The sequence below is a fragment of the Prosthecobacter sp. genome (genome assembly GCF_044226605.1).
GTDB lineage: Bacteria > Verrucomicrobiota > Verrucomicrobiia > Verrucomicrobiales > Verrucomicrobiaceae > Prosthecobacter.
The window spans coordinates 23,233-40,977 of sequence record NZ_JBGAGS010000021.1 but is presented as its reverse complement, the minus strand read 5'-3'; the positions used below and the strand labels follow the sequence as shown (position 1 = coordinate 40,977).

14 protein-coding genes are annotated in these 17,745 nt (G+C 59.4%); 9 read left to right on the top strand and 5 right to left on the bottom strand.

The genetic code is table 11. From position 1 onward, the window contains the following. Positions 1-131: 131 nt before the first annotated feature. Together ACILSO_RS24985 and ACILSO_RS24980 are read right to left on the bottom strand one after the other, a co-directional pair. On the bottom strand, positions 132-1,154 hold the full coding sequence (locus ACILSO_RS24985) for a hypothetical protein (protein ID WP_395740205.1): 1,023 nt from the start codon (positions 1,152-1,154) through the stop codon (positions 132-134). A gap of 17 nt (positions 1,155-1,171) precedes the next feature. After that, entirely contained in the window at positions 1,172-1,522 is a 351-nt protein-coding gene (locus tag ACILSO_RS24980) for a hypothetical protein (protein ID WP_395740204.1), read from the bottom strand. Between the two features lie 180 nt (positions 1,523-1,702). Between ACILSO_RS24980 and ACILSO_RS24975 the strand changes: the two genes are divergently transcribed. The 5 genes from ACILSO_RS24975 (at position 1,703) to ACILSO_RS24955 (ending at position 8,408) form a co-directional block, all read left to right on the top strand. Beyond that, positions 1,703-2,572, top strand: a complete 870-nt coding sequence (locus ACILSO_RS24975; protein WP_395740203.1) for an alpha/beta hydrolase — start codon at positions 1,703-1,705, stop codon at positions 2,570-2,572. Positions 2,573-2,670: 98 nt separating this feature from the next. Then, positions 2,671-3,549 (top strand): SMP-30/gluconolactonase/LRE family protein, encoded by an 879-nt coding sequence (locus ACILSO_RS24970; protein ID WP_395740202.1) that lies wholly within the window; start codon positions 2,671-2,673, stop codon positions 3,547-3,549. A 40-nt stretch (positions 3,550-3,589) separates the two neighbouring features. Beyond that, positions 3,590-5,983 carry a hypothetical protein gene (locus ACILSO_RS24965; protein ID WP_395740201.1) on the top strand — a complete coding sequence of 798 codons (2,394 nt, stop codon included), beginning with the start codon at positions 3,590-3,592 and terminating at the stop codon, positions 5,981-5,983. Positions 5,984-6,062: 79 nt separating this feature from the next. Next, the gene (gene asnS / locus ACILSO_RS24960; protein ID WP_395740200.1) at positions 6,063-7,427 is read left to right on the top strand and encodes an asparagine--tRNA ligase; all 1,365 of its coding nucleotides are present in this window, start codon (positions 6,063-6,065) and stop codon (positions 7,425-7,427) included. A gap of 66 nt (positions 7,428-7,493) precedes the next feature. Beyond that, a complete protein-coding gene (locus ACILSO_RS24955; RefSeq protein ID WP_395740199.1) occupies positions 7,494-8,408 on the top strand; it encodes a protein-disulfide reductase DsbD domain-containing protein in 915 nt (304 codons plus the stop codon). Positions 8,409-8,461: 53 nt separating this feature from the next. Here ACILSO_RS24955 and ACILSO_RS24950 read toward each other — a convergent pair whose 3' ends face one another. After that, positions 8,462-9,034, bottom strand: coding sequence for a hypothetical protein (locus tag ACILSO_RS24950; protein ID WP_395740198.1), 573 nt, complete (start codon positions 9,032-9,034; stop codon positions 8,462-8,464). A 98-nt stretch (positions 9,035-9,132) separates the two neighbouring features. Then, on the bottom strand, positions 9,133-10,341 hold the full coding sequence (locus tag ACILSO_RS24945) for a radical SAM/SPASM domain-containing protein (RefSeq protein WP_395740197.1): 1,209 nt from the start codon (positions 10,339-10,341) through the stop codon (positions 9,133-9,135). Positions 10,342-10,515: 174 nt separating this feature from the next. Between ACILSO_RS24945 and ACILSO_RS24940 the strand changes: the two genes are divergently transcribed. From ACILSO_RS24940 to ACILSO_RS24925, 4 genes are all read left to right on the top strand, one after another. After that, positions 10,516-10,746, top strand: coding sequence for a type II toxin-antitoxin system RelB/DinJ family antitoxin (locus tag ACILSO_RS24940; protein ID WP_395740196.1), 231 nt, complete (start codon positions 10,516-10,518; stop codon positions 10,744-10,746). After that, positions 10,697-11,059 (top strand): type II toxin-antitoxin system PemK/MazF family toxin, encoded by a 363-nt coding sequence (locus tag ACILSO_RS24935; RefSeq protein ID WP_395740195.1) that lies wholly within the window; start codon positions 10,697-10,699, stop codon positions 11,057-11,059. Before ACILSO_RS24940 ends, ACILSO_RS24935 begins: the two co-directional genes overlap by 50 nt. Before the next feature lie 65 nt (positions 11,060-11,124). Next, positions 11,125-13,098 carry a DNA polymerase III subunit gamma/tau gene (gene dnaX / locus ACILSO_RS24930; protein WP_395740194.1) on the top strand — a complete coding sequence of 658 codons (1,974 nt, stop codon included), beginning with the start codon at positions 11,125-11,127 and terminating at the stop codon, positions 13,096-13,098. Positions 13,099-13,154: 56 nt separating this feature from the next. Beyond that, positions 13,155-14,615, top strand: coding sequence for a peptide MFS transporter (locus tag ACILSO_RS24925; protein WP_395740193.1), 1,461 nt, complete (start codon positions 13,155-13,157; stop codon positions 14,613-14,615). Between the two features lie 281 nt (positions 14,616-14,896). Here ACILSO_RS24925 and ACILSO_RS24920 read toward each other — a convergent pair whose 3' ends face one another. Beyond that, positions 14,897-17,728: a DUF1549 domain-containing protein gene (locus tag ACILSO_RS24920; RefSeq protein ID WP_395740192.1), complete on the bottom strand. Its 2,832-nt coding sequence runs from the start codon at positions 17,726-17,728 to the stop codon at positions 14,897-14,899. Positions 17,729-17,745: the final 17 nt, after the last annotated feature.

Sequence of the window (17,745 nt, the reverse complement as noted above, 5' to 3'; positions counted from 1 at the left end):
AGACGAACGTTCGATGAGGCGGAAATCTCGCGGGCCACCTTGCCATTGAGAGGTCCGATTCACATCACAACGACGTCTCAAAATAGCAGAAAAGCTGTCCCGAGGGCCGAGCGCGGATATGGGGCGGCGCCTCAAGGAGCTGGATCCACCTGCACAGAGCTGAGAATGCTCTCAGCGATCGCACTTCCGCCCTTGGTCTTGTTGTTGAACATGACCTGGATCATCCACATTTTTTCTCCATTGTAGACGAACAGGCCCTCCGCAAACATTTCGCCACCGGCACGCTTCGCCGAAAAGGACATCCGCTTGGCGGCGAAGGTGGATACCTTGACGTCTTTGGTCTGCTGCTTGGGGCTGGACAGTCCCGGAAGGGCGGACATCGATTTTAGGGTTCCCGCGACGGCGCCATCGAGATTGACGGTCGTGCCTGGGACGTAGCGAACGGCTGCCACGCTGACCTCCATTTCATCCGCGGCCGCGCCTTCAAACTGCCTTGCTTCAGCGATAACGGGCACATTCACTGGAGAAGGTTTCTCCGTCAGTGGTATGGGACACTTCAGGCTGATGCCCGCCGCATGGGTGGTTCCAGCAAAAATGTCTGTCGCAGCAATCGTAACCACTCCAGCGAGGCTGTTTGGCCCGATATCCAGCCGCTCAAGAGTCTCCGGTGGCAGCAGGCTGATTGGCACGGTCCCAATGCCGTCCGCGTGCGTGAATGAAATCTGTGTTTCCTCGAGCTTGCGAATCTGGGCGTTCTTCAGCACCCGGCCGTCGGAGAGCTTGAGTTCAGGAATGACCAGGCTGGAGGCATTGGCGCGCACTTTTTCCACAGCTTCGCCTGCGGAGTCCACCAGCGCTTTGAATTCACCTGCGGAAGTTTTGATTTTATTCTCCAGCTCCTCCTTCTGCTTTTTGAGGGGAGCCGTTTTCGCAGTCGCAGCGTCTGCTTTGACCTTCAGTGCCTCATAGGCCTCCCAGTCTGTTTTTCTGGCATCACGGAAAGTGTGCATCTCCGCAATCTGGAGCTTTAAACTCGCAATTTCGGTCTGCGCTTCCTGGACCTTGACGTTGTGCTGGTAGTACTCGTAGCCCGCGTAGGAACCGCCTGCGACGGCGATCAGGAGGGTGACTTTCAAGACGGTGCTTGCTTCCATGGTGGTCGGGGGCGGAATTAGGGAAGATATTTTGCTTTGTATCCTTCGATCACAGGGCGGAATTTCTTGAGCCCGGCATCCAGGCGTGCCAGCCTGGCATTCAGGTCCACCATCTCCTGCGCGAGTTCGGCATTGGTCCTGTCAGCGGCTTTGATCTGAGATTCCAGGGCGGCCCTGGCATTGGGAAGTGTCTGTCCGAGGGCGCTCAACTGGGTGTCAAAGGCGGTGATCTCCGCCCTGGCTTTCTGCAGTTCGCTTTCCAAGGCCTCCTTTTCATGAAACACAGCCTGATCCTTTTCGCAGGAAGCCAGCAGAAGAGGAAGGACAAAGACACACAGGACAGCGCCCCGGCAAAGTGAGATTCTCATGACGGAGGCGCTTTTAGAACAAGTCATAAGTCGTTGCAAGCATTCGTGGAGAAATGCCGGAAAAGTCTGTCGTAAACGAGGCGCGGTGCACAGAGCGGCTGCTGCGACAAAGCGCCCGTGCCATAGCGAGAGCTGCATGGCTGCAAGATGTACCTTTCTCCACCCGTTCGGACTCGTTCCATGAAGTTTTTCTCCCTTGCCGCTGCCTCGTTTTTGCTTCTCACCTTTGTCCATGCTGCTCCGCAGGACGATCAATATGTTCTCGGTCCCGATTCCCAGGTGAAAGACGGTGTGCCGCAGGGCAAGGTGACGCAAATGCCCGCCTGGACCAGTTCCAAAATCTATCCGGGCACCACGCGTGACTGGTGGGTGTACGTCCCCGCTCAATACTCGGCAGACAAGCCCGCGAATGTGATGGTGTTCTGCGACGGCGGCGGCTTTGTGAAAGCGGACGGCCAGTTCCGCGTGCCGGTGGTGTTCGACAATCTGATCGCGAAAGGCGAGATGCCTGTGACAATTGGCATTTTCATCAATCCCGGTGCGTTTCCCACGAGCAACCCCAAGGAGAAGCCGCGCAGCAACCGCAGCTTTGAATACGACTCCCTCGGCGATCAGCATGCCCGCTTCCTCATCGAAGAAATCCTTCCCGAAGTCGCCAAGACCTACAAGCTGACGGATGATCCTGAAGGCCGTGCCATCTGCGGCAACAGCAGCGGCGGCATCTGCGCCTTGACTGTGGCCTGGGAGCGGCCGGATGCCTTTCGCAAGGTGGTCAGCCATATCGGTTCCTTCACCAACATTCGCGGCGGCTACGTGTATCCCGCACTCATTCGCAAGAGCGAGAAAAAGCCGATCAAAGTGTTCCTCCAGGACGGCAGCAACGATCTCGACAATCAGTTTGGCAACTGGCCCCTCGCGAATCAGGACATGGCCGCTTCGCTGAAGTTCGCGGGTTATGATTTCCAGTTTGTTCTGGGTGAAGGCACTCACAGCGGCAAGCACGGCGGCGCCATCCTGCCGGACACCCTGCGCTGGCTGTGGAAGAAGTGATTCGTTTTCCAGTTTTCGGTTCGCTGTTCCCGGTTGTCTGCCCGGAGCGGTTTGAAAACTGAGAACAGAAAACCGCGAACAGAGAACCTTTGAAATCCATGAAACGCATTCTTCTTTCCGTCTGTCTCCTCTCATCCTCGCTCTTTGCACAGGACTCTTCGCTGCATGACTACCTCATTGAAGGCGAGTCCTGGCGTGAAGCCGCCGGTGGTTATGTCTTCACAGACGGGTTGTGCTGCGACGCAGCGGGCAATCTTTTCTTCACCGATGTGAAGGCCGGTAAAGGCATCTACAAGCTGGATGCCGCCACCAGCAAGGTTGATTTGTTTCTCGACAATCTGCCTGGAATCAGCGGACTGCAGATCGGTCCGGACGGTCGTTTCTACGCCTGCCATAACAAGGAGCAGCGCATCATCGCCATCACGATGAAAGGTGAGGTGGAGGTGCTGCTTACCGGTGTGAAATGCAACGATCTCGTCGTGAGCAAAGCGGGGAACCTTTATTTCACCGAGACGCCCACGCAGCGCATTCACCTCGTCACCAAGGACAAAAAGCACATCATTGCCGACGAAGGCCATGTCGTGAAGCCGAATGGCATCACCATCTCCACAGACGAGCATACGCTGTTTGCCTCCGAATACGGTGGAAAACATGTCTGGGCGTGGCGCATCGAAGACGACGGCACCCTGACGGGTGGCGAGCCCTACTCCACCATGTGGCTGCCGACGGGCAAAGAGTCTGCTGCAGGAGATGGCTCCACCACCGAAGCAGCCGGCCGTATCTTTGTCACCACGGAACTCGGCGTGCAAATCTTCGATCCCGCAGGCCGCCTCGCCGGCATCATCGCCAAACCAGACCCCGCGGGCAAGGTGGTCAGCGTTGAATTTGCCGGTAAAGACCACGATATCCTCTATGTGGCCGGCGGTGAGAAGATCTATGGACGCAAGGTCAAGGTGAAGGGGTATTTTGGAAAGTAAGAGGACTTCCTGTCTTGGCTCCCGGGCACGTTGTGACGTTATGAAAATTTCTTCCGGCCTCTGCCTCGCGTTTCTGACGAGTTTCGCAGCTCTCTCTTCGGCTTCTGCTCAGCAGCGTGTGGAGGTGTCGCGAGATCTCTGGGTGTCGTCTTATCCGACGGAGGTGGAGGGAAACAATGGAGCCTCTCCACGTCTGAAACTGAAGGGCATTCAGGAGTTTTTTCTGGTCGATCTGGATCCCGAAACGCTGAAGGGAAAAAAGGTTCTAAAGGCCTGGCTGCATGTGCGGTTGATCTCGAAAGATCATCCTTTGCAGCGCACCTCGGTGTCTTCGGTGACTCAGGAATGGACGGAAGGGACGGGATCGAGCTACCAGAAGGTTGCGGGAGCCAGTTCCTTCGCGTGGGCAAGGACGGGTGAGCTGCGATGGGGGCGGAATGAGCCGGACCTGACGGCGGTGATCAACGGGGAGGGCGGATCTGTGTGGGGCTTTGGCGATGTGACAGCTCCGGATGCGGCTGGCTGGCAGGTGATCCCGGTGGCGCCAAATGTGGTGCAGGCACGGATTGACGGCCGGTCGCATGGATTCGCGGTGATGGATGACGTCGGCAGTGAATACCAGCGTGAGGGGAACTCCCTCACTCTCAGCCCAAACGTGAACCGCTATGTGAGCAGCCGTGAAGACCGCAAGGACAGCCGCCCTTATTTCACCCTGCTTCTGGAGGAGGGCACGCAGCAGTCTGAAAAGGCGGCTCAGCCTGTGGCGGCAGTTCCCGTCGTGCCCGTGAAGCTTCCTCCACTGCTGAAAGAAGAAAATGCTGCAGACAGTGAACTGCCGGTGAGGTGCCGCGATGCGTATGGAGAGCCACTAAAGGCATTGCGCTTTGAGGCCGCGAAAGGCGAGACGGTCGGCTTCATCCTGGAATCGCGGCCGGCCGAGGTTCAGGTGGAGCTGCCTGGCGTGGAGGTCAGGCTGTATGCGCTGCCGAAGGCCGGTGGCGTGCAGGATCCGCTGGTGCCCGCAGGCTCGGACGTGGGCGCCACAGGCGTGGATCTTACCACGGCGGACACCTACGTTGAAATGAGAGTGCCGAAATCTGCAAAAGCTGGCGTGTGCTCCGGTGAGATAAAGGTGTCCGGTCGCCCGGCCCCGCTGCGGCTGATGGTGTGGAATTTCACCCTGCCGGACCGCCTTTCCTTCCTGCCGCAGATGAATGCCTATGGCCTGCCGGGACAGGTCCGGGATTATTATCGCCTGACGCACGAGCACCGCACGACACTGAATCAACTGCCCTATGGCTGGACCGGCAGGCTTGATGAGCCAAAGCCAGAGATCCGCAAAGACGGCACCTGGGACTGGAAAGCGTATGACGAGGCCTTTGGGCCGTTGCTCGATGGCAGCGCCTTTGCGGGGCTGCCGCGCGCGGGCACACCGGTGGAGGCCTGGTATCTGATGCTGAATGAAAACTGGCCGATGAATCACGAGGCGCATTTTCGCGGCGGCTACTGGATCGAGAATGCCTTCGATGCCGCCTACTGGGACGAGTTCCGCCACGCCTCTGCGGAAGTGGCGCGGCACTTTGAGGAGAAGGGCTGGACGGAACCCATGATCGAGTTTTTCCTGAACAACAAAGTGTACTTCAAAAAAGACGACTGGCGCAAATGCTCTGCGGCGTGGGTGTTTGACGAACCGGTGCAGACGCAGGACTTTTGGGCACTGCGGCGCTATGGCATGGAGTTCTGGAAGGCCGTGGAACCGTGGAGCAAAGTGCACCTGTGCTATCGTGCCGATATCTCGCGTCCACAATGGCAGCGCGATCTGCTGGACGACTGCGTGAATGTGGAGGTGGTGAGCGGCGCGCTCCGCACCTGGTGGCCGCGGGTGCTCCGGCGTGCGCAGCAGCACGGAAACCTGTACTACATGTATGGCAGCGCCAGTCCGGCCGGTGCCGCGACCTGGGCCAATGCGGCGTGGTGTGTGGAGTCCTGGAGCCTGGGCGCGGATGGTGTGGTGCCGTGGAATACCATCGGCGACACGGCCTCCTGGCAGAAGCCGACCGAGACCTCCGTGCTGTACCCTGCGGCTCAGGGACCGGTGCCGAGCCTGCGGCTGAAATCCTTCCTCGCCGGGCAGCAACTGGTCGAGTATCTGACGCAATACACAGCTGTGTCGGGTCATTCAAGGGCCGAGGTGATGGCTGCGGTGCGCGAGCTGCCGGGACTTTCCGCCGTGCTGGTAAAACGGTCCGAGGCAGATGCGGGCAGGTCGCAGTTTGGCGCAGAGACGCACGAGGCGCTCAAAAGCCTGCGCCTTCGTCTCGGAAGCTGGCTGAATGCCCAGGCTCCGGCCCCGCGCGAGCGCTGGCATGATCCGCGCCCAGCGCGGCCGGATTTCAAGGCGGCGCGGAAAATAGAGCCGCTGAGGGCGGAATGAGTGAGGCACTGCCACGGCCTTCGCATTCCAGTCCACCGTCTTCCTTGCCCAGTCGTGCGCCTTTGCTACCATTCCGCGCATGTCTCTCGACACCATCCATTCCCTCCTTCATTCCGAGTCTGCTCGTCCTGGCATCATCGCACGCGGCTGGGTGCGGACCAAGCGTGACTCCAAGGCCTGCTCCTTTCTGGAACTCACCGACGGCTCCTGCTTCAAAGGCCTGCAGGTGGTGGTGGATGCCGCCCTGCCTTCGGCGGAACTCCTGCCGCGTATTTTGACGGGGGCGTCCGTGGAAGTGACGGGCGATCTCATCGCCTCGCCCGCCGCTGGGCAGAAGTGGGAGATGCAGGCCAAGGAACTGCGCCTGCTAGGAGAAGCCGATGCGACCTACCCACTGCAAAAGAAAGGCCACACGCCGGAGTTCCTGCGCACCATCGCGCATCTGCGGCCACGCACGAATCTGTTTGGCAGCGTCTTCCGTGTGCGCAGCAAGATGGCCTTCGCCGTGCATCGCTTTTTTCAGGAGCGGGGCTTCTTCTACGTTCACACTCCCATCATCACCAGCAGTGACTGCGAAGGGGCAGGGGAGATGTTTCAAGTCACCACGCTGAAGCCAAACACCCCCACGAAACCGGAGCAGGATTTCTTCGGCCGCCCCACCTACCTCACCGTCAGCGGCCAGCTTCAGGGAGAGGCCTTCGCCTGCGCGCTGGGAAACATCTACACCTTTGGCCCCACCTTCCGTGCGGAGAACAGCAACACCACGCGCCATGCAGCGGAGTTTTGGATGATCGAGCCGGAGATGGCTTTCTATGACCTCACCGCCGACATGACGCTGGCGGAGGAGCAGGTGCGCTACCTGGTGCAGGCCATGTTTGACGAGTGCCCGGACGAACTGGAGTTCTTCAACAAGTTCATCGACAAAGGGCTCATCGACCGCCTCAAGCAGACGCTGGCAAAACCCTTCGAGCGCATCAGCTACACCGATGCCGTGGACATTCTGCTCAAGAGCGGCCGCACGTTCGAGCATCCTGTCGTCTGGGGCGACTCGCTGCAGACTGAACACGAACGCTTCCTGGCCGAGGAGCACGTCAAAGGTCCGGTGACCATTTTCAATTATCCGAAGGAGATCAAACCTTTCTACATGCGCCAGAACGACGACGGCAAAACCGCCGCCGCCATGGACCTGCTCGTTCCCGGCATTGGCGAAATCGTTGGCGGCAGCCAGCGTGAGGAGCGCCTGGATGTGCTGGAGGCGCTGATGGCAAAGCAAGGCCTTGATCCCGAAAACTACTCCTGGTATGCCGACCTCCGCCGCTACGGCACCGTTCCGCATGCCGGCTACGGACTTGGATTCGAACGTCTCCTCATGTTTGTCACAGGCGTACCCAATATCCGAGACGTTATTCCCTTTGCGCGTACGCCGGGGCATGCGGCTTACTGAGGGATGGGAGCGCGGGCCTCCGTGCCCGCAGCATTTCGCAGCCTCCCAGTTCCGCATTCTCACTTCATGCCTTCTTCAAGATGCCCTCTGACAAAGATGCACGCTCTGAGCCACCGCCGGAGCGCGCTGTTGCTTTGTGTCCTTGTCTCACTTTTCATCGGTCTGCCCTCGGCTTTCTCACAGACAGGCCTCAAGCTCCAGCTCGTCTCCGAGCAGTCCGCCATCGTCCCCGGCAAGCCTTTCACCGTGGGTCTCTGGCTGCAGCACGACCGCGGCTGGCACACCTACTGGCGCTTTCCCGGCATCGTCGGGGTGCCCACGCAGATGAAGTGGCGCCTTCCACCCGGCTGGAAAGCCAGCGAACTCATCTACCCGGAGCCGGAGCGCACGTTCATGTTCCAAATCAAGGCGCAGGGTTTTGATCGAGATGTGATGCTGCGCACCGAGATCACTCCACCTGCGAACTTGAAAGAAGGCGGCTCCGTCACCCTTTCGGGCAGCGCCTCGTGGATGTGCTGCGGCAACTCCTGCCACCCTGCCTCCATGGACCTCAGCCTGACGCTGCCGGTCGCAGCCACCGCCGAGCTGAATTCGAAATGGCACAAGCTCCTCGACGCCGAGCGCGCCCGTGCCGAACAGACCAGCAGCGCCTGGACTTCCAGCGTCAGCGAGCAGGGGGAGAAGATCACTCTTGTCCTCAAGCCCGCCACCCCCGAGGCCCGGGTTTGCAAAAGCCAGCGTGAAGCCGACAAACTCATCGCCTTCACTGAAGATGGCTGGTTTGACAGCGACAAGCCCCAGACCTTCCTCCTCCACTCCGACGGCACACTGTCCATCACCCTCCTCAAAGCCGACACCTACATCAGCGGTTCCACTCCGCCCAAAACGCTGCGGGTGATCCTGCGCAATGAGGAAGGCTGGCTGCAAGGTGGCCACCTGCGGTGTCTGAAGATCGAGCCGAAGATCTTGCGTGGAGGTTAATCCACCGCTGTTCAAGCTAAAGATCGCGACTCAAGAGAATAACGTGCGCGAGGTTACATAGTGAGCTCACTTGAAAGTGCTTCCAGAGCTTTCTGAAGCATATCTTCTTGGTGCCGTATTTTATCCATGTCTGGATGGCCGACGGAACCCTTGTAAGTTGCTTTGACAAGAGCCTGTGAATTTGCGGAAGCCAACATGCTACTAAATCCAATAATGGTCGATCCGAAAGCTTGCAGTTTTAGCTGCTTAGTGTGGGCTTTTGCTGATTCTTCGTTGGCGGCGGCCATTCGCTTAAATTCTTCTCTGCTGAGTTGAAGTTCTTCTCTCTGGAGGGCCAGTTGTTCCCGCTGAAGACTCATTTCATCCCTTGTTAGAACAAGCTGTTCCCTACTTTTTTCCATTTCCTTTCGCTGTAACTCTAGTTCTCGACTTTGCAAAATCACCGCAGTTACTACGCCGGCGAGAGCAAGGCCGGAAAATATGGCATTTACTCCGCCGAATAGGTCTCCCAATTGACCACGGGCGGTCTGGTCGGCAAAATTGTAATTCGCGTAGCCCCACCACGCGAACCATAAAACAATAATTATCAGCGAAACGGGAACAAAGATTCGGGCAAAATCCTTCATCGATGGAGCATATTGTAAGGTCAATTAAGCGTCAATGTATGACCGAGGGCTGGGAAACACTGGTGCCGATCATCTGACGGCAAACCACGTAGTCAACCTTAACTCCTCTTCAGCCCCTTGTACACCCCGAAGTCATTGAAGAAAAACTTCTTCGCCAGCCAGTACATCCAATGCTTTTCGGGGATTTCTTCACCCTCGCGCCACTGGCTGGTGCGTGGGGTCATGCTTTCGATTTCGGCCATGGCGGTCTGGCGGATGGTGGAGTCTTTGGCGGTGTGCTTATTCACCACAGCTTTCACCAGATCGGGGCGCTCGAGGACGATGCAGCCGCGGGTGTTTTGGGAGGCGATGGTGCGGAAATCGCGCAGAAATTCGGAGCCGGTGAAGACGTCGTAGAGATCGCGCTCGGTGCGGACGCTTTCTTTGGCGAACTGAATGATGGGGCAGGGCTCGATGGCGCCGGTGGGGCTGATGTGGTGGCTGATGCCATTCGCCATCGGGCAGAGCGCCTGGCCGTTATGGTCGTAGTACGCATCCACAATGGCGATGGGCATCTTGGCGCGCATGTTGACGACGAATTTGCGCACCTGGGTGATCTGCTCGGGTGTGAGGGCCAGTTCGGGGCTGATCTTGGGGCCGACGGGGCGGTAGGTGTGGTACCAAGCATAATGCACGCCCATGTCGATGAGACGTCGCAGCCAGCGCTCGGTGAGAAGATCGTCGATGTTCGTCTTGCACAGGCTGGTGGCCACTCCGGTGAGCACCTTGGCATCGAGACAGTTTTGCAGACCGCGCAGGGTGCGGGTGAGCACGTCCTTGTTGCCGCGGCGTTCGTTGCTGACGATCTCGGTGCCTTCGATGCTGACCAGCGGGGTGATGTTTCCCAGCTTGCGCATGTTCTCGGCGGCCTTGGCAGTGATCATCTGACCGTTGGTGAAGACCTGGAAGAAGGCATCCGGGTGCATTGAGAGGAAGTCGAAGAGCTCGGGGTGCATGAAGGGCTCACCACCAAGGATTCCAAAGAAGGAATTGCCGCGCCGCTTGCTGTCGTGCACGATCTTGTTCAGTTCATCGAGATTCAGGGATTCACGCGGCTTGTCCACGTCCACCCAGCAGCCCTGGCAGCGGAGGTTGCAGGAATTGAGGATGGAGATGTAAAAGAATGGCGGAAAAAACTGGCCCTGCTTCATGCGCTGTTTGTGCAGCATGACGGACCGCGCGCCCTTGAAGCCGAAGTTCCAGCCGATCTTGGCCAGGCAGAGGGGATCGACGGTGCGGAGGATGCGGGAGGTGAGGGAGAAAATCATGGGACGGGAATGGGGCGAAGGTCAAGATCGCTACGCGGTCAGGCTGCGCCCTCAAGGTGTCAGAGCAGACATATATACGCCGCTCAAGGGCTGAAGTTCAATGTTCAAACTCTAAAGTTGGGGCGCCTTAATCGGAACGTTGACCGCTGGCATTTAGCAGGGCATGCTATCCCTATGCCTCAGGCGACGACCACTTTCAAAACGACTGTCCCAAATGCCCGGTTCAAGAAAGCGAATGCGGTATTGCAGAAGCTGGGATTGAGTGCTGGGGATGCGTTCAATCTCATGCTTGCCCAGATCGAGATTCATAAGGCGCTGCCCTTTGCCGTGTCCTTGCAGCCAAAGCCGCTGCTAAATGCAGATGAGCAGGCGGACGAGTGGACCAAGTCTTATGGCGCATATTGAGCCATCACCTGGAGAGGTTTGGTTTGCCGAACTGGGGATGGTGGAAAAAAGCCGCCCGGTACTGGTGCTTGCTCCCGACGAGCCGCGAAATGCACGTGCCCTCGTCCTTGTGGCACCGCTTACTTCACAGATTCGCGCTCAGCGTGGCGAAGTCTATCTGGGCAAGCCGCGATGGCTGCCAAAAGAGTCAGCAGTCAACGTGCAGGGACTGGCCAGCTTTGATGAGGGCAAACTCACCCGGCGCCTCGGGACTCTCACAAAGGATCAGATGGAAGCTGTGAAAACGGCTTTGCGCGACTTGTTGAATCTTTGATTTTTTCATTTCGCAAACCACAAACTTCCATTGGCTTCCCCCATCTGCTTCGATAGTCTGAGCGGGTGAGTTACCAAGTTTTCGCCCGTAAATACCGCCCCAAGACCTTCGCAGACGTGCTCGGCCAGGATCATGTCGTCCGCACGCTGCGCAATGCCATCGCCCAGCAGCGGCTGGCGCATGCGTATCTGTTTGTAGGGCCACGTGGCACGGGCAAGACCTCCACTGCGCGCATCTTTGCCAAGGCGCTGTGTGCCAAGAACGGGCCGACGATCGATTTTGACCCTGAAGATGAGCTGAGCCTGGAAATCGCCGAAGGCCGCTGCATGGACGTGCTGGAGATCGACGGCGCCAGCAACAACGGCGTGGAGCAGGTGCGCGAGCTGCGGGACAACGTCAAATACGCCCCCACCCGCTGCCGCTACAAGATCTACTATATTGACGAGGTGCACATGCTCACCACCGGGGCCTTCAATGCGCTCCTGAAGACGCTGGAGGAGCCGCCGGAGCACGTGAAGTTCATCTTTGCCACCACGGAGGCCAACAAGATCCTGCCCACCATCATCAGCCGCTGCCAGCGCTTTGACCTGCGCCGCATTCCGAACGCGGTCATCGCCAAGCACCTGCTGCATATCGCGGAGCTTGAGGGGGTGAATCTCGATGAGAAGGCGGCCTACGCCATCGGCAAAGGCGCTGAAGGCGGCATGCGCGATGCGCAGTCCATGCTGGACCAGCTCGTGGCCTTCTGCGGCGAAAAGATCACCGAGCAGGATGTGCTGGATGTCTTTGGCTTCACCTCCGGCGAGTCCGTGGCGGCACTGGCACGGCACATCCTGGAAAGCGACACCGTGAGCGCTCTGCGGGCCGTGTATGAGCAAAACGAGGCAGGCAAGGAACTCGGGCGCTTCCTGGCGGACCTGATCCAGCATTTCCGCACCCTGCTGGTGCAGCAGGCAGACCCTGAGGCAGCGGCGGAAGATCTAAGCCCGGAAGTGGCCGAGGAAGTCGTGGCCCAGGCGCAGATGGCCACCACGGAGCAGCTTCTCCGCGTGGTGGACGGTCTTGCGGATGTGGATGCCCGCATGCGCTGGGCCAGCAACAAGCGGCTGCACTTTGAGCTGGGTGTGATCGCCGCCGTGCAGAGCCTGAACGAGGTTTCCATCAGCGATGTGATTGAAGCGCTGGATTCCGGCAGCAGCGAGGGCCTGGCAAAGACGGCACCGCGTGCCGCCGCCGCTCCGCCGCGTCGCGTTGTGACAGAGCCGGTGAGAGCAGCGACTGCTCCGGCACCATCTCAGCCTCAGCCTGTTTTGCGTGAGAGTCCGCCCGTCTCGGCACCTGCCGCAGTGGTGAAAACAGCGGAGCCTGAGCCGCCGCCGCCAGTCAAAGCAGCGGAGCCTGAGGCCAGGCCCGTCGCGAGAGCGCCCGAGCCAGCCGTGGAAAAAGCGCCCGCCCCGCAGCCTGTGGCCGCAGCGCAAGTGAAAGTGCCTTCTCCAGTGGATGAACCTGGGGAGCTGTTTAGCGAGGATGTTTTCTGGTCCAAGCTTGTGGGCTTGGTGCAGACGCGCCGGCCTCTGGCCGTCTCGTGGCTGCAATCGGCAACCCTCCTCGGCATCGCCCGCAATACGATCAAAGTGGGCTTCCCGCCGAGCGAAAGCTTTGCCCGTGACAGCCTCATGCGCCCTGCGCAGATCAATTTCCTGGAAGGGCTGGCGCAGGAACTGACAGGGCAGGGGATGAAGTTCGAGTTCGTGCTGGATCCCAACCTCAAAGCCCCGGCCTTTGCGGACATTGATCTGGGTCTTCTGAATGAACCCCCGCCCGCCGCTGCTCCTGCGCCTGCACCCAAACCCGCTGAGGCGCCCAAGGTGGAAGCCAAGGCTGCGCCCCAGCCGGAGCCAGCCAAAGCAGCCCCCGCCGCCCCTCCGACTGCAAGCGCAAGCGCAGGTGCTCCCACTCCGCCGGATGATTTCTACAACGATCCGCTGATCCAAAGCGCGATGGTGAAGTTCCGGGCGAAGCTGGTCAGCACGAACTGAGTAAAAGCTGGCGTTTTTTGGGTTTGTCGTCTTGGATGGCGGACTTTTTCACGCCCATGACTTCAGAACCCTCCGGACATCCTCGCGGTCTTCGAACCTTGTTCTTCACCGAGATGTGGGAACGGTGGAGCTACTACGGCATGCGTGCCCTGATGGTGCCCTTCATGACGATGGCGAGTGGCGGGATTGGTTTGGAAAAAAAGCAGGCCATGGCCATATTCGGACTCTACCTCGCCACGGTGTATGCCTCGGCGTTTCCCGGTGGCTGGGTGGGGGATCGATTGCTGGGAACCAAACGCGCTGTGTGGTGGGGAGGTGTCGCCATTGCACTGGGACATCTCATTCTCGCCATGCATGGGAGGACGACCTTTTTTCTCGGCCTGCTGATCATCGCACTCGGCTCAGGATTGTTGAAATCCAACATGAGCGCGCTTGTCGGCCTGATTTATCCCGAGGGCGGCCAGCGCAGGGATGCAGGATTCACGATCTTTTACATGGGGATCAACCTGGGGGCATTCGTGGGGCCTCTGATCAGCGGCTGGCTTCAGCAAAGGGAAGGGCTGGGGTGGAGCTGGGCTTTTGGCTCCGCGACCGCGGGGATGTTTCTCGGGCTGGTACAATGGCAGCTTACCCGCAAAGCACTCGAGGGAGTGGGAGACCGGATTGCGCACCCGGGGCAGAACTTGAAACGTGAATGGGCAATCTTCGGCCTGGCGCTGATAGGTCTGGCGACGGTGGTGATCCTGTGTGTGTCAGGCGCCATCACGCTTGACCCGGTGTGGCTGGCCCACGCGGTGACCATGGTCATCTCGGTGGTGGCGGCTTTGTTTTTTGCCTGGTTGCTGCTGTTTGGGGGGCTGGATGGTGACGAGCGGGCGCGGGTCGGGCTCATCATCATGCTGTTTGGAGTCTGCGCCTTGTTCTGGGCCGGGTTTGAGCAGATGGGTTCCTCCTTCAATGTGTTTGCCGAAGAGCACACGGTTCGCGAGATCGGCTCGTGGGTGGTTCCCACGGCCTGGTTTCAATCTGTCAATCCGCTGTTTGTGATCCTGTTTTCGCCAGTGGTGGCGGTTCTCTGGCAGGCTCTGGACAGGCGCGGCATCAGCCTCTCGATGACGACGAAAATGGGCATTGCCATGCTGCTGCTGGCACTGGGGTTCGGCCTTGCGGTCATTGCTGCTCATCGTGCGCTGGATGTCGGCAAGGTCTGGCCCTTGTGGCTGCTGGGCATTTACCTGTGCCACACTCTTGGCGAACTCTGCCTGAGTCCGGTGGGTCTGAGTGCGGTCACCAAGCTCTCACCGCATCGCTACACAGGACAGATGATGGGCATTTGGTTTCTAGGGACGAGCCTGGGCGATGTGCTCTCGGGCATCATCGCCGGAGAGGTTTCTGGCGATGCGATGACGGCCATGCCGGTCATCTTCACCCGCGTGGTCTGGATCTCCGCCATCTCAGGGCTGCTTCTCCTGGTCTTTGCCAAGCCTCTGCAGAAGTTTGCCCGTGGGGTAAAGTAAGGCGGGGTGCAAGACGCACGGCATTGAGCGATCACGCAGCCGTGGGGGATCAAGATGATCCCCTCCTCCACGGCCTGCGCATGACGAAATCTCTGACAGGAGGGGGCCATCCTGTTCCCTCAATATCCTGCAGGGTATGCGATCGGCGATCCGATGAACGCTCCACGCGGGGAGGGCGCGGAGTTTCCCCCACACACCTAGGAGCCTGTGACCCGTACGAAAAAGCGGGCGGTGAGTTTTAGCTCAACCGCCCGCTGGAGTGATTCAAAGGATCGTCAGGATCAATGGTTGAAGTAGAACTCCTTGGAGTTCAGCAGCGCCCAGAAGAGGTCTTCCAGCACGCTCTGCCGCGCGGCGGGATCATCGGCGATGGCCTGCTGCACGTTTGCCCATTCTTTCTCCAGAGGCATGCGGCCGAAGACACGGAGGAAGAGGTCTTCCACGATTTCGCGGTCGTTCTTCTTTTCCTGAATCATCTTGGCCACCACGCGTCCCTGCTTGATGCGGTCGTTCACGGCGTCGCCGTTCATGAGGTGCAGCGCCTGGGAAAGGGTGGGTTCCATCTTCACTTCGCAGGAGCAGACGGACTCACGCTTGGCACGGCCAAAGGTGGTGAGGAAGTAGTTCGACACAGCACCGTCGGCGATCTGCACGGCACGGGCGCCCAGAGGCAGGCCCTGGAATTTGTTCGGCGTGTCGGTGATCTGGGAGATGGCGTCCAGCAGCACTTCGGCGCGCACACGGCGGACCTGGGCGTGGGAGAAGTTGCGTTTGTCGCCGGCGTTGGTCTCGTTCACCTTCGTGCTGCGCTGATAGGTCTGTGAGGTGCAGATGTCCCGCACAAACTTGCGCATGTCGTATTTGTAGTTGGTCAGGTGCTCGGCCAGCGAGGCGATCAGCTCGGGATTGGACGGAGGATTGGAAACGCGCACGTCATCGACGGGTTCCACCACGCCGACACCGTTGAAGTGCGACCAGATGATGTTGGCGATGTTGCGTGCAAAGAAGGGATTGCGCGGAGAGGCCATCCATTCGGCCAGCACTTTGCGGCGGTCTTCGCCGGGCTTCAGCTCAGGGGTGTCACCACCGAGGAACTTGGGCTTCATCACGGCCTGGGTGAGGAAGTGGCGCGATTCACCGCCCTTGCTGTTGTAGATGATGACTTCCGCCGGATCGTCGGTCTGCTTGCGGCCGATCTGGGAGAAGAAGGCCTTGAAGCCATAGTAGTCGTCCATCGTCCAGCGGTCGAAGGGATGGTTGTGACACTGGGCGCACTGGATGCGCATGCCCATGAACACCTGGGCCACGTTTTCGGTCAGCTTGAGCTGGTCCACTTCGGTCTGGTAGAAGTTCACCGCGGGGCTGGAAACGGTGCCGCCGGTGGCTGCCAGGAGTTCCACCACGATTTCATTGATCGGCACGTTCTTGCCGATGCGCTCGGAGAGCCAGTTGTAGTAAAGCAGGGCGTTCTTGTAGAAGGGCGGCTGGTTGTTGTTGATGGCGGAGCGGATCTGCAGCAGCTCGGCCCACTTCATCACCCACAGCTCGGTGAATTCTTTGCGCTCCAGCAGGCTGTCCACCAAGGCGGCGCGCTTGTTGACGTTCGTGTCGGCCATGAAGGCGCGGATGTCTTTGGCTTCCGGATAGATGCCGGCGATGTCGATGAATGCGCGGCGCACGAATTCTTCGTCGGTGCAGATGCCGGAGGGCAGGATGCGCAGCTTGTGCAGGTTTTCGTCCACCAGGGTGTCGATGTAATTCGTCTCAGCGAGCTTTGGCCGCTCGTACTGAAGCTGGGCGGGAATGACGAGCACCTGGGCGGTGACGGAATACACATTGAAACGGGCCAGCATGAAGGCGGCGCCACGGTCTCCGGAGGTTACCAGGCCGCTCTTGTCGATGGTGGCCGTCGGATCGTTGTTGGACATGAAGAGCGCGAGGTTCGTCACATCGCGGTCGGTGCCGTCGGAGTAAGTGGCGCGCACGGTGATCTGCTGGGTGGCATTTTTGCCTTCCATGACGATCTGGCTGGGGAAGACTTCGATGCCGGTGACCTTGGCCACATCTGCGGCGTCATCCGGAGCGCCGGCGCTGATCCACTCGAGCAGGGCTTTGTTGTAAACGGAATCTGGCTCAAAGCACTGGTTGCCAGAGTGCGGCACCGCGCCCACGGCTTTCTCAATGAGGGAGCTTTCTTCCGGAATGGCGAGGTTGATGCGGCGGCCGGGCATCTCACGCGTGATGCGGATGTAGTCGCCTGCGGGGTCCATGCCAAAGAGGGAAGTGCGGAAGCCGTCCTTGCCGCGCGCGGCACCGTGGCAGCCACCCTGATTGCACCCACCGCGCATGAAGACCGGCATGCAGTCCAGGCGGAAGGAAATGGCGCGGTCCTTGGTGCCGTTTTTCACTTCGACCGGGGCCTTGACTGTCTGTCCGCCAATGGAGGCGATGATCTCCGTGCTGCCAGCATCAGCCAGGGGCTTCAGCGTCAGATCTTCCAGAGAGGCGATCTTGCTGTCGGCGATTTTGAGGTCGCATACGTTGGTGACGTCCTTGGTGGTGGCGTCCTGAAAGGTCGCCAGCACGATCACGCGGTGGAAGTCGCGCTTGGTTTCCAGGGAGAACTTATCCGGAAGGATCTGCAGGTTCTTCAGCGTGGGCAGCTTCTTCTGCAGTTCGGCCAGGGCCTTGCGTTGTTCGGGAGTCTTATACTGCAGGGTGAGGTTCTGCGGCCACTGGGCACCGCCAGCGATCCAGCGTTTCAAGACATCGATCTCATTGGCTGCGAGAGGGCCGCCTTTCGGGGGCATGATGTCATCGTGATCCTTCGGGAGGACGATGCGCTTGATCATCTCGCTCTCATCGGGCTTGCCCGCGACGAGGGCCGGGCCGTTGGAGCCGCCTTTGAGCAGCGCGGCGGAGGAATCCATCAGCAGCTTGCCTTTGATCTTGGCGGGGTTGTGGCACTCCAGGCACTTGTTTTCCAGAAGCGGCTGCACATCACGCACGAAGTCGACACCTGAGGCTGTGGCGTTAGGCGCTGCGGGATCAGCAGCAAAAGCATAGGATGTAACGGCGAGGGAGAGGAGAGAAGCTCGCAAAGGGCTTTTCATAAAAGGTAGGGTCGAGG

Excerpts from the sequence above, each read along its gene's own strand:
- ACILSO_RS24985 (WP_395740205.1), bottom strand. The coding sequence starts at position 1,154 with ATGGAAGCAAGCACCGTCTTGAAAGTCACCCTCCTGATCGCCGTCGCA.
- ACILSO_RS24980 (WP_395740204.1), bottom strand. The coding sequence starts at position 1,522 with ATGAGAATCTCACTTTGCCGGGGCGCTGTCCTGTGTGTCTTTGTCCTT.
- ACILSO_RS24975 (WP_395740203.1), top strand. The coding sequence starts at position 1,703 with ATGAAGTTTTTCTCCCTTGCCGCTGCCTCGTTTTTGCTTCTCACCTTT.
- ACILSO_RS24970 (WP_395740202.1), top strand. The coding sequence starts at position 2,671 with ATGAAACGCATTCTTCTTTCCGTCTGTCTCCTCTCATCCTCGCTCTTT.
- ACILSO_RS24965 (WP_395740201.1), top strand. The coding sequence starts at position 3,590 with ATGAAAATTTCTTCCGGCCTCTGCCTCGCGTTTCTGACGAGTTTCGCA.
- asnS (WP_395740200.1), top strand. The coding sequence starts at position 6,063 with ATGTCTCTCGACACCATCCATTCCCTCCTTCATTCCGAGTCTGCTCGT.
- ACILSO_RS24955 (WP_395740199.1), top strand. The coding sequence starts at position 7,494 with ATGCCTTCTTCAAGATGCCCTCTGACAAAGATGCACGCTCTGAGCCAC.
- ACILSO_RS24950 (WP_395740198.1), bottom strand. The coding sequence starts at position 9,034 with ATGAAGGATTTTGCCCGAATCTTTGTTCCCGTTTCGCTGATAATTATT.
- ACILSO_RS24945 (WP_395740197.1), bottom strand. The coding sequence starts at position 10,341 with ATGATTTTCTCCCTCACCTCCCGCATCCTCCGCACCGTCGATCCCCTC.
- ACILSO_RS24940 (WP_395740196.1), top strand. The coding sequence starts at position 10,516 with ATGCCTCAGGCGACGACCACTTTCAAAACGACTGTCCCAAATGCCCGG.
- ACILSO_RS24935 (WP_395740195.1), top strand. The coding sequence starts at position 10,697 with ATGCAGATGAGCAGGCGGACGAGTGGACCAAGTCTTATGGCGCATATT.
- ACILSO_RS24925 (WP_395740193.1), top strand. The coding sequence starts at position 13,155 with ATGACTTCAGAACCCTCCGGACATCCTCGCGGTCTTCGAACCTTGTTC.
- ACILSO_RS24920 (WP_395740192.1), bottom strand. The coding sequence starts at position 17,728 with ATGAAAAGCCCTTTGCGAGCTTCTCTCCTCTCCCTCGCCGTTACATCC.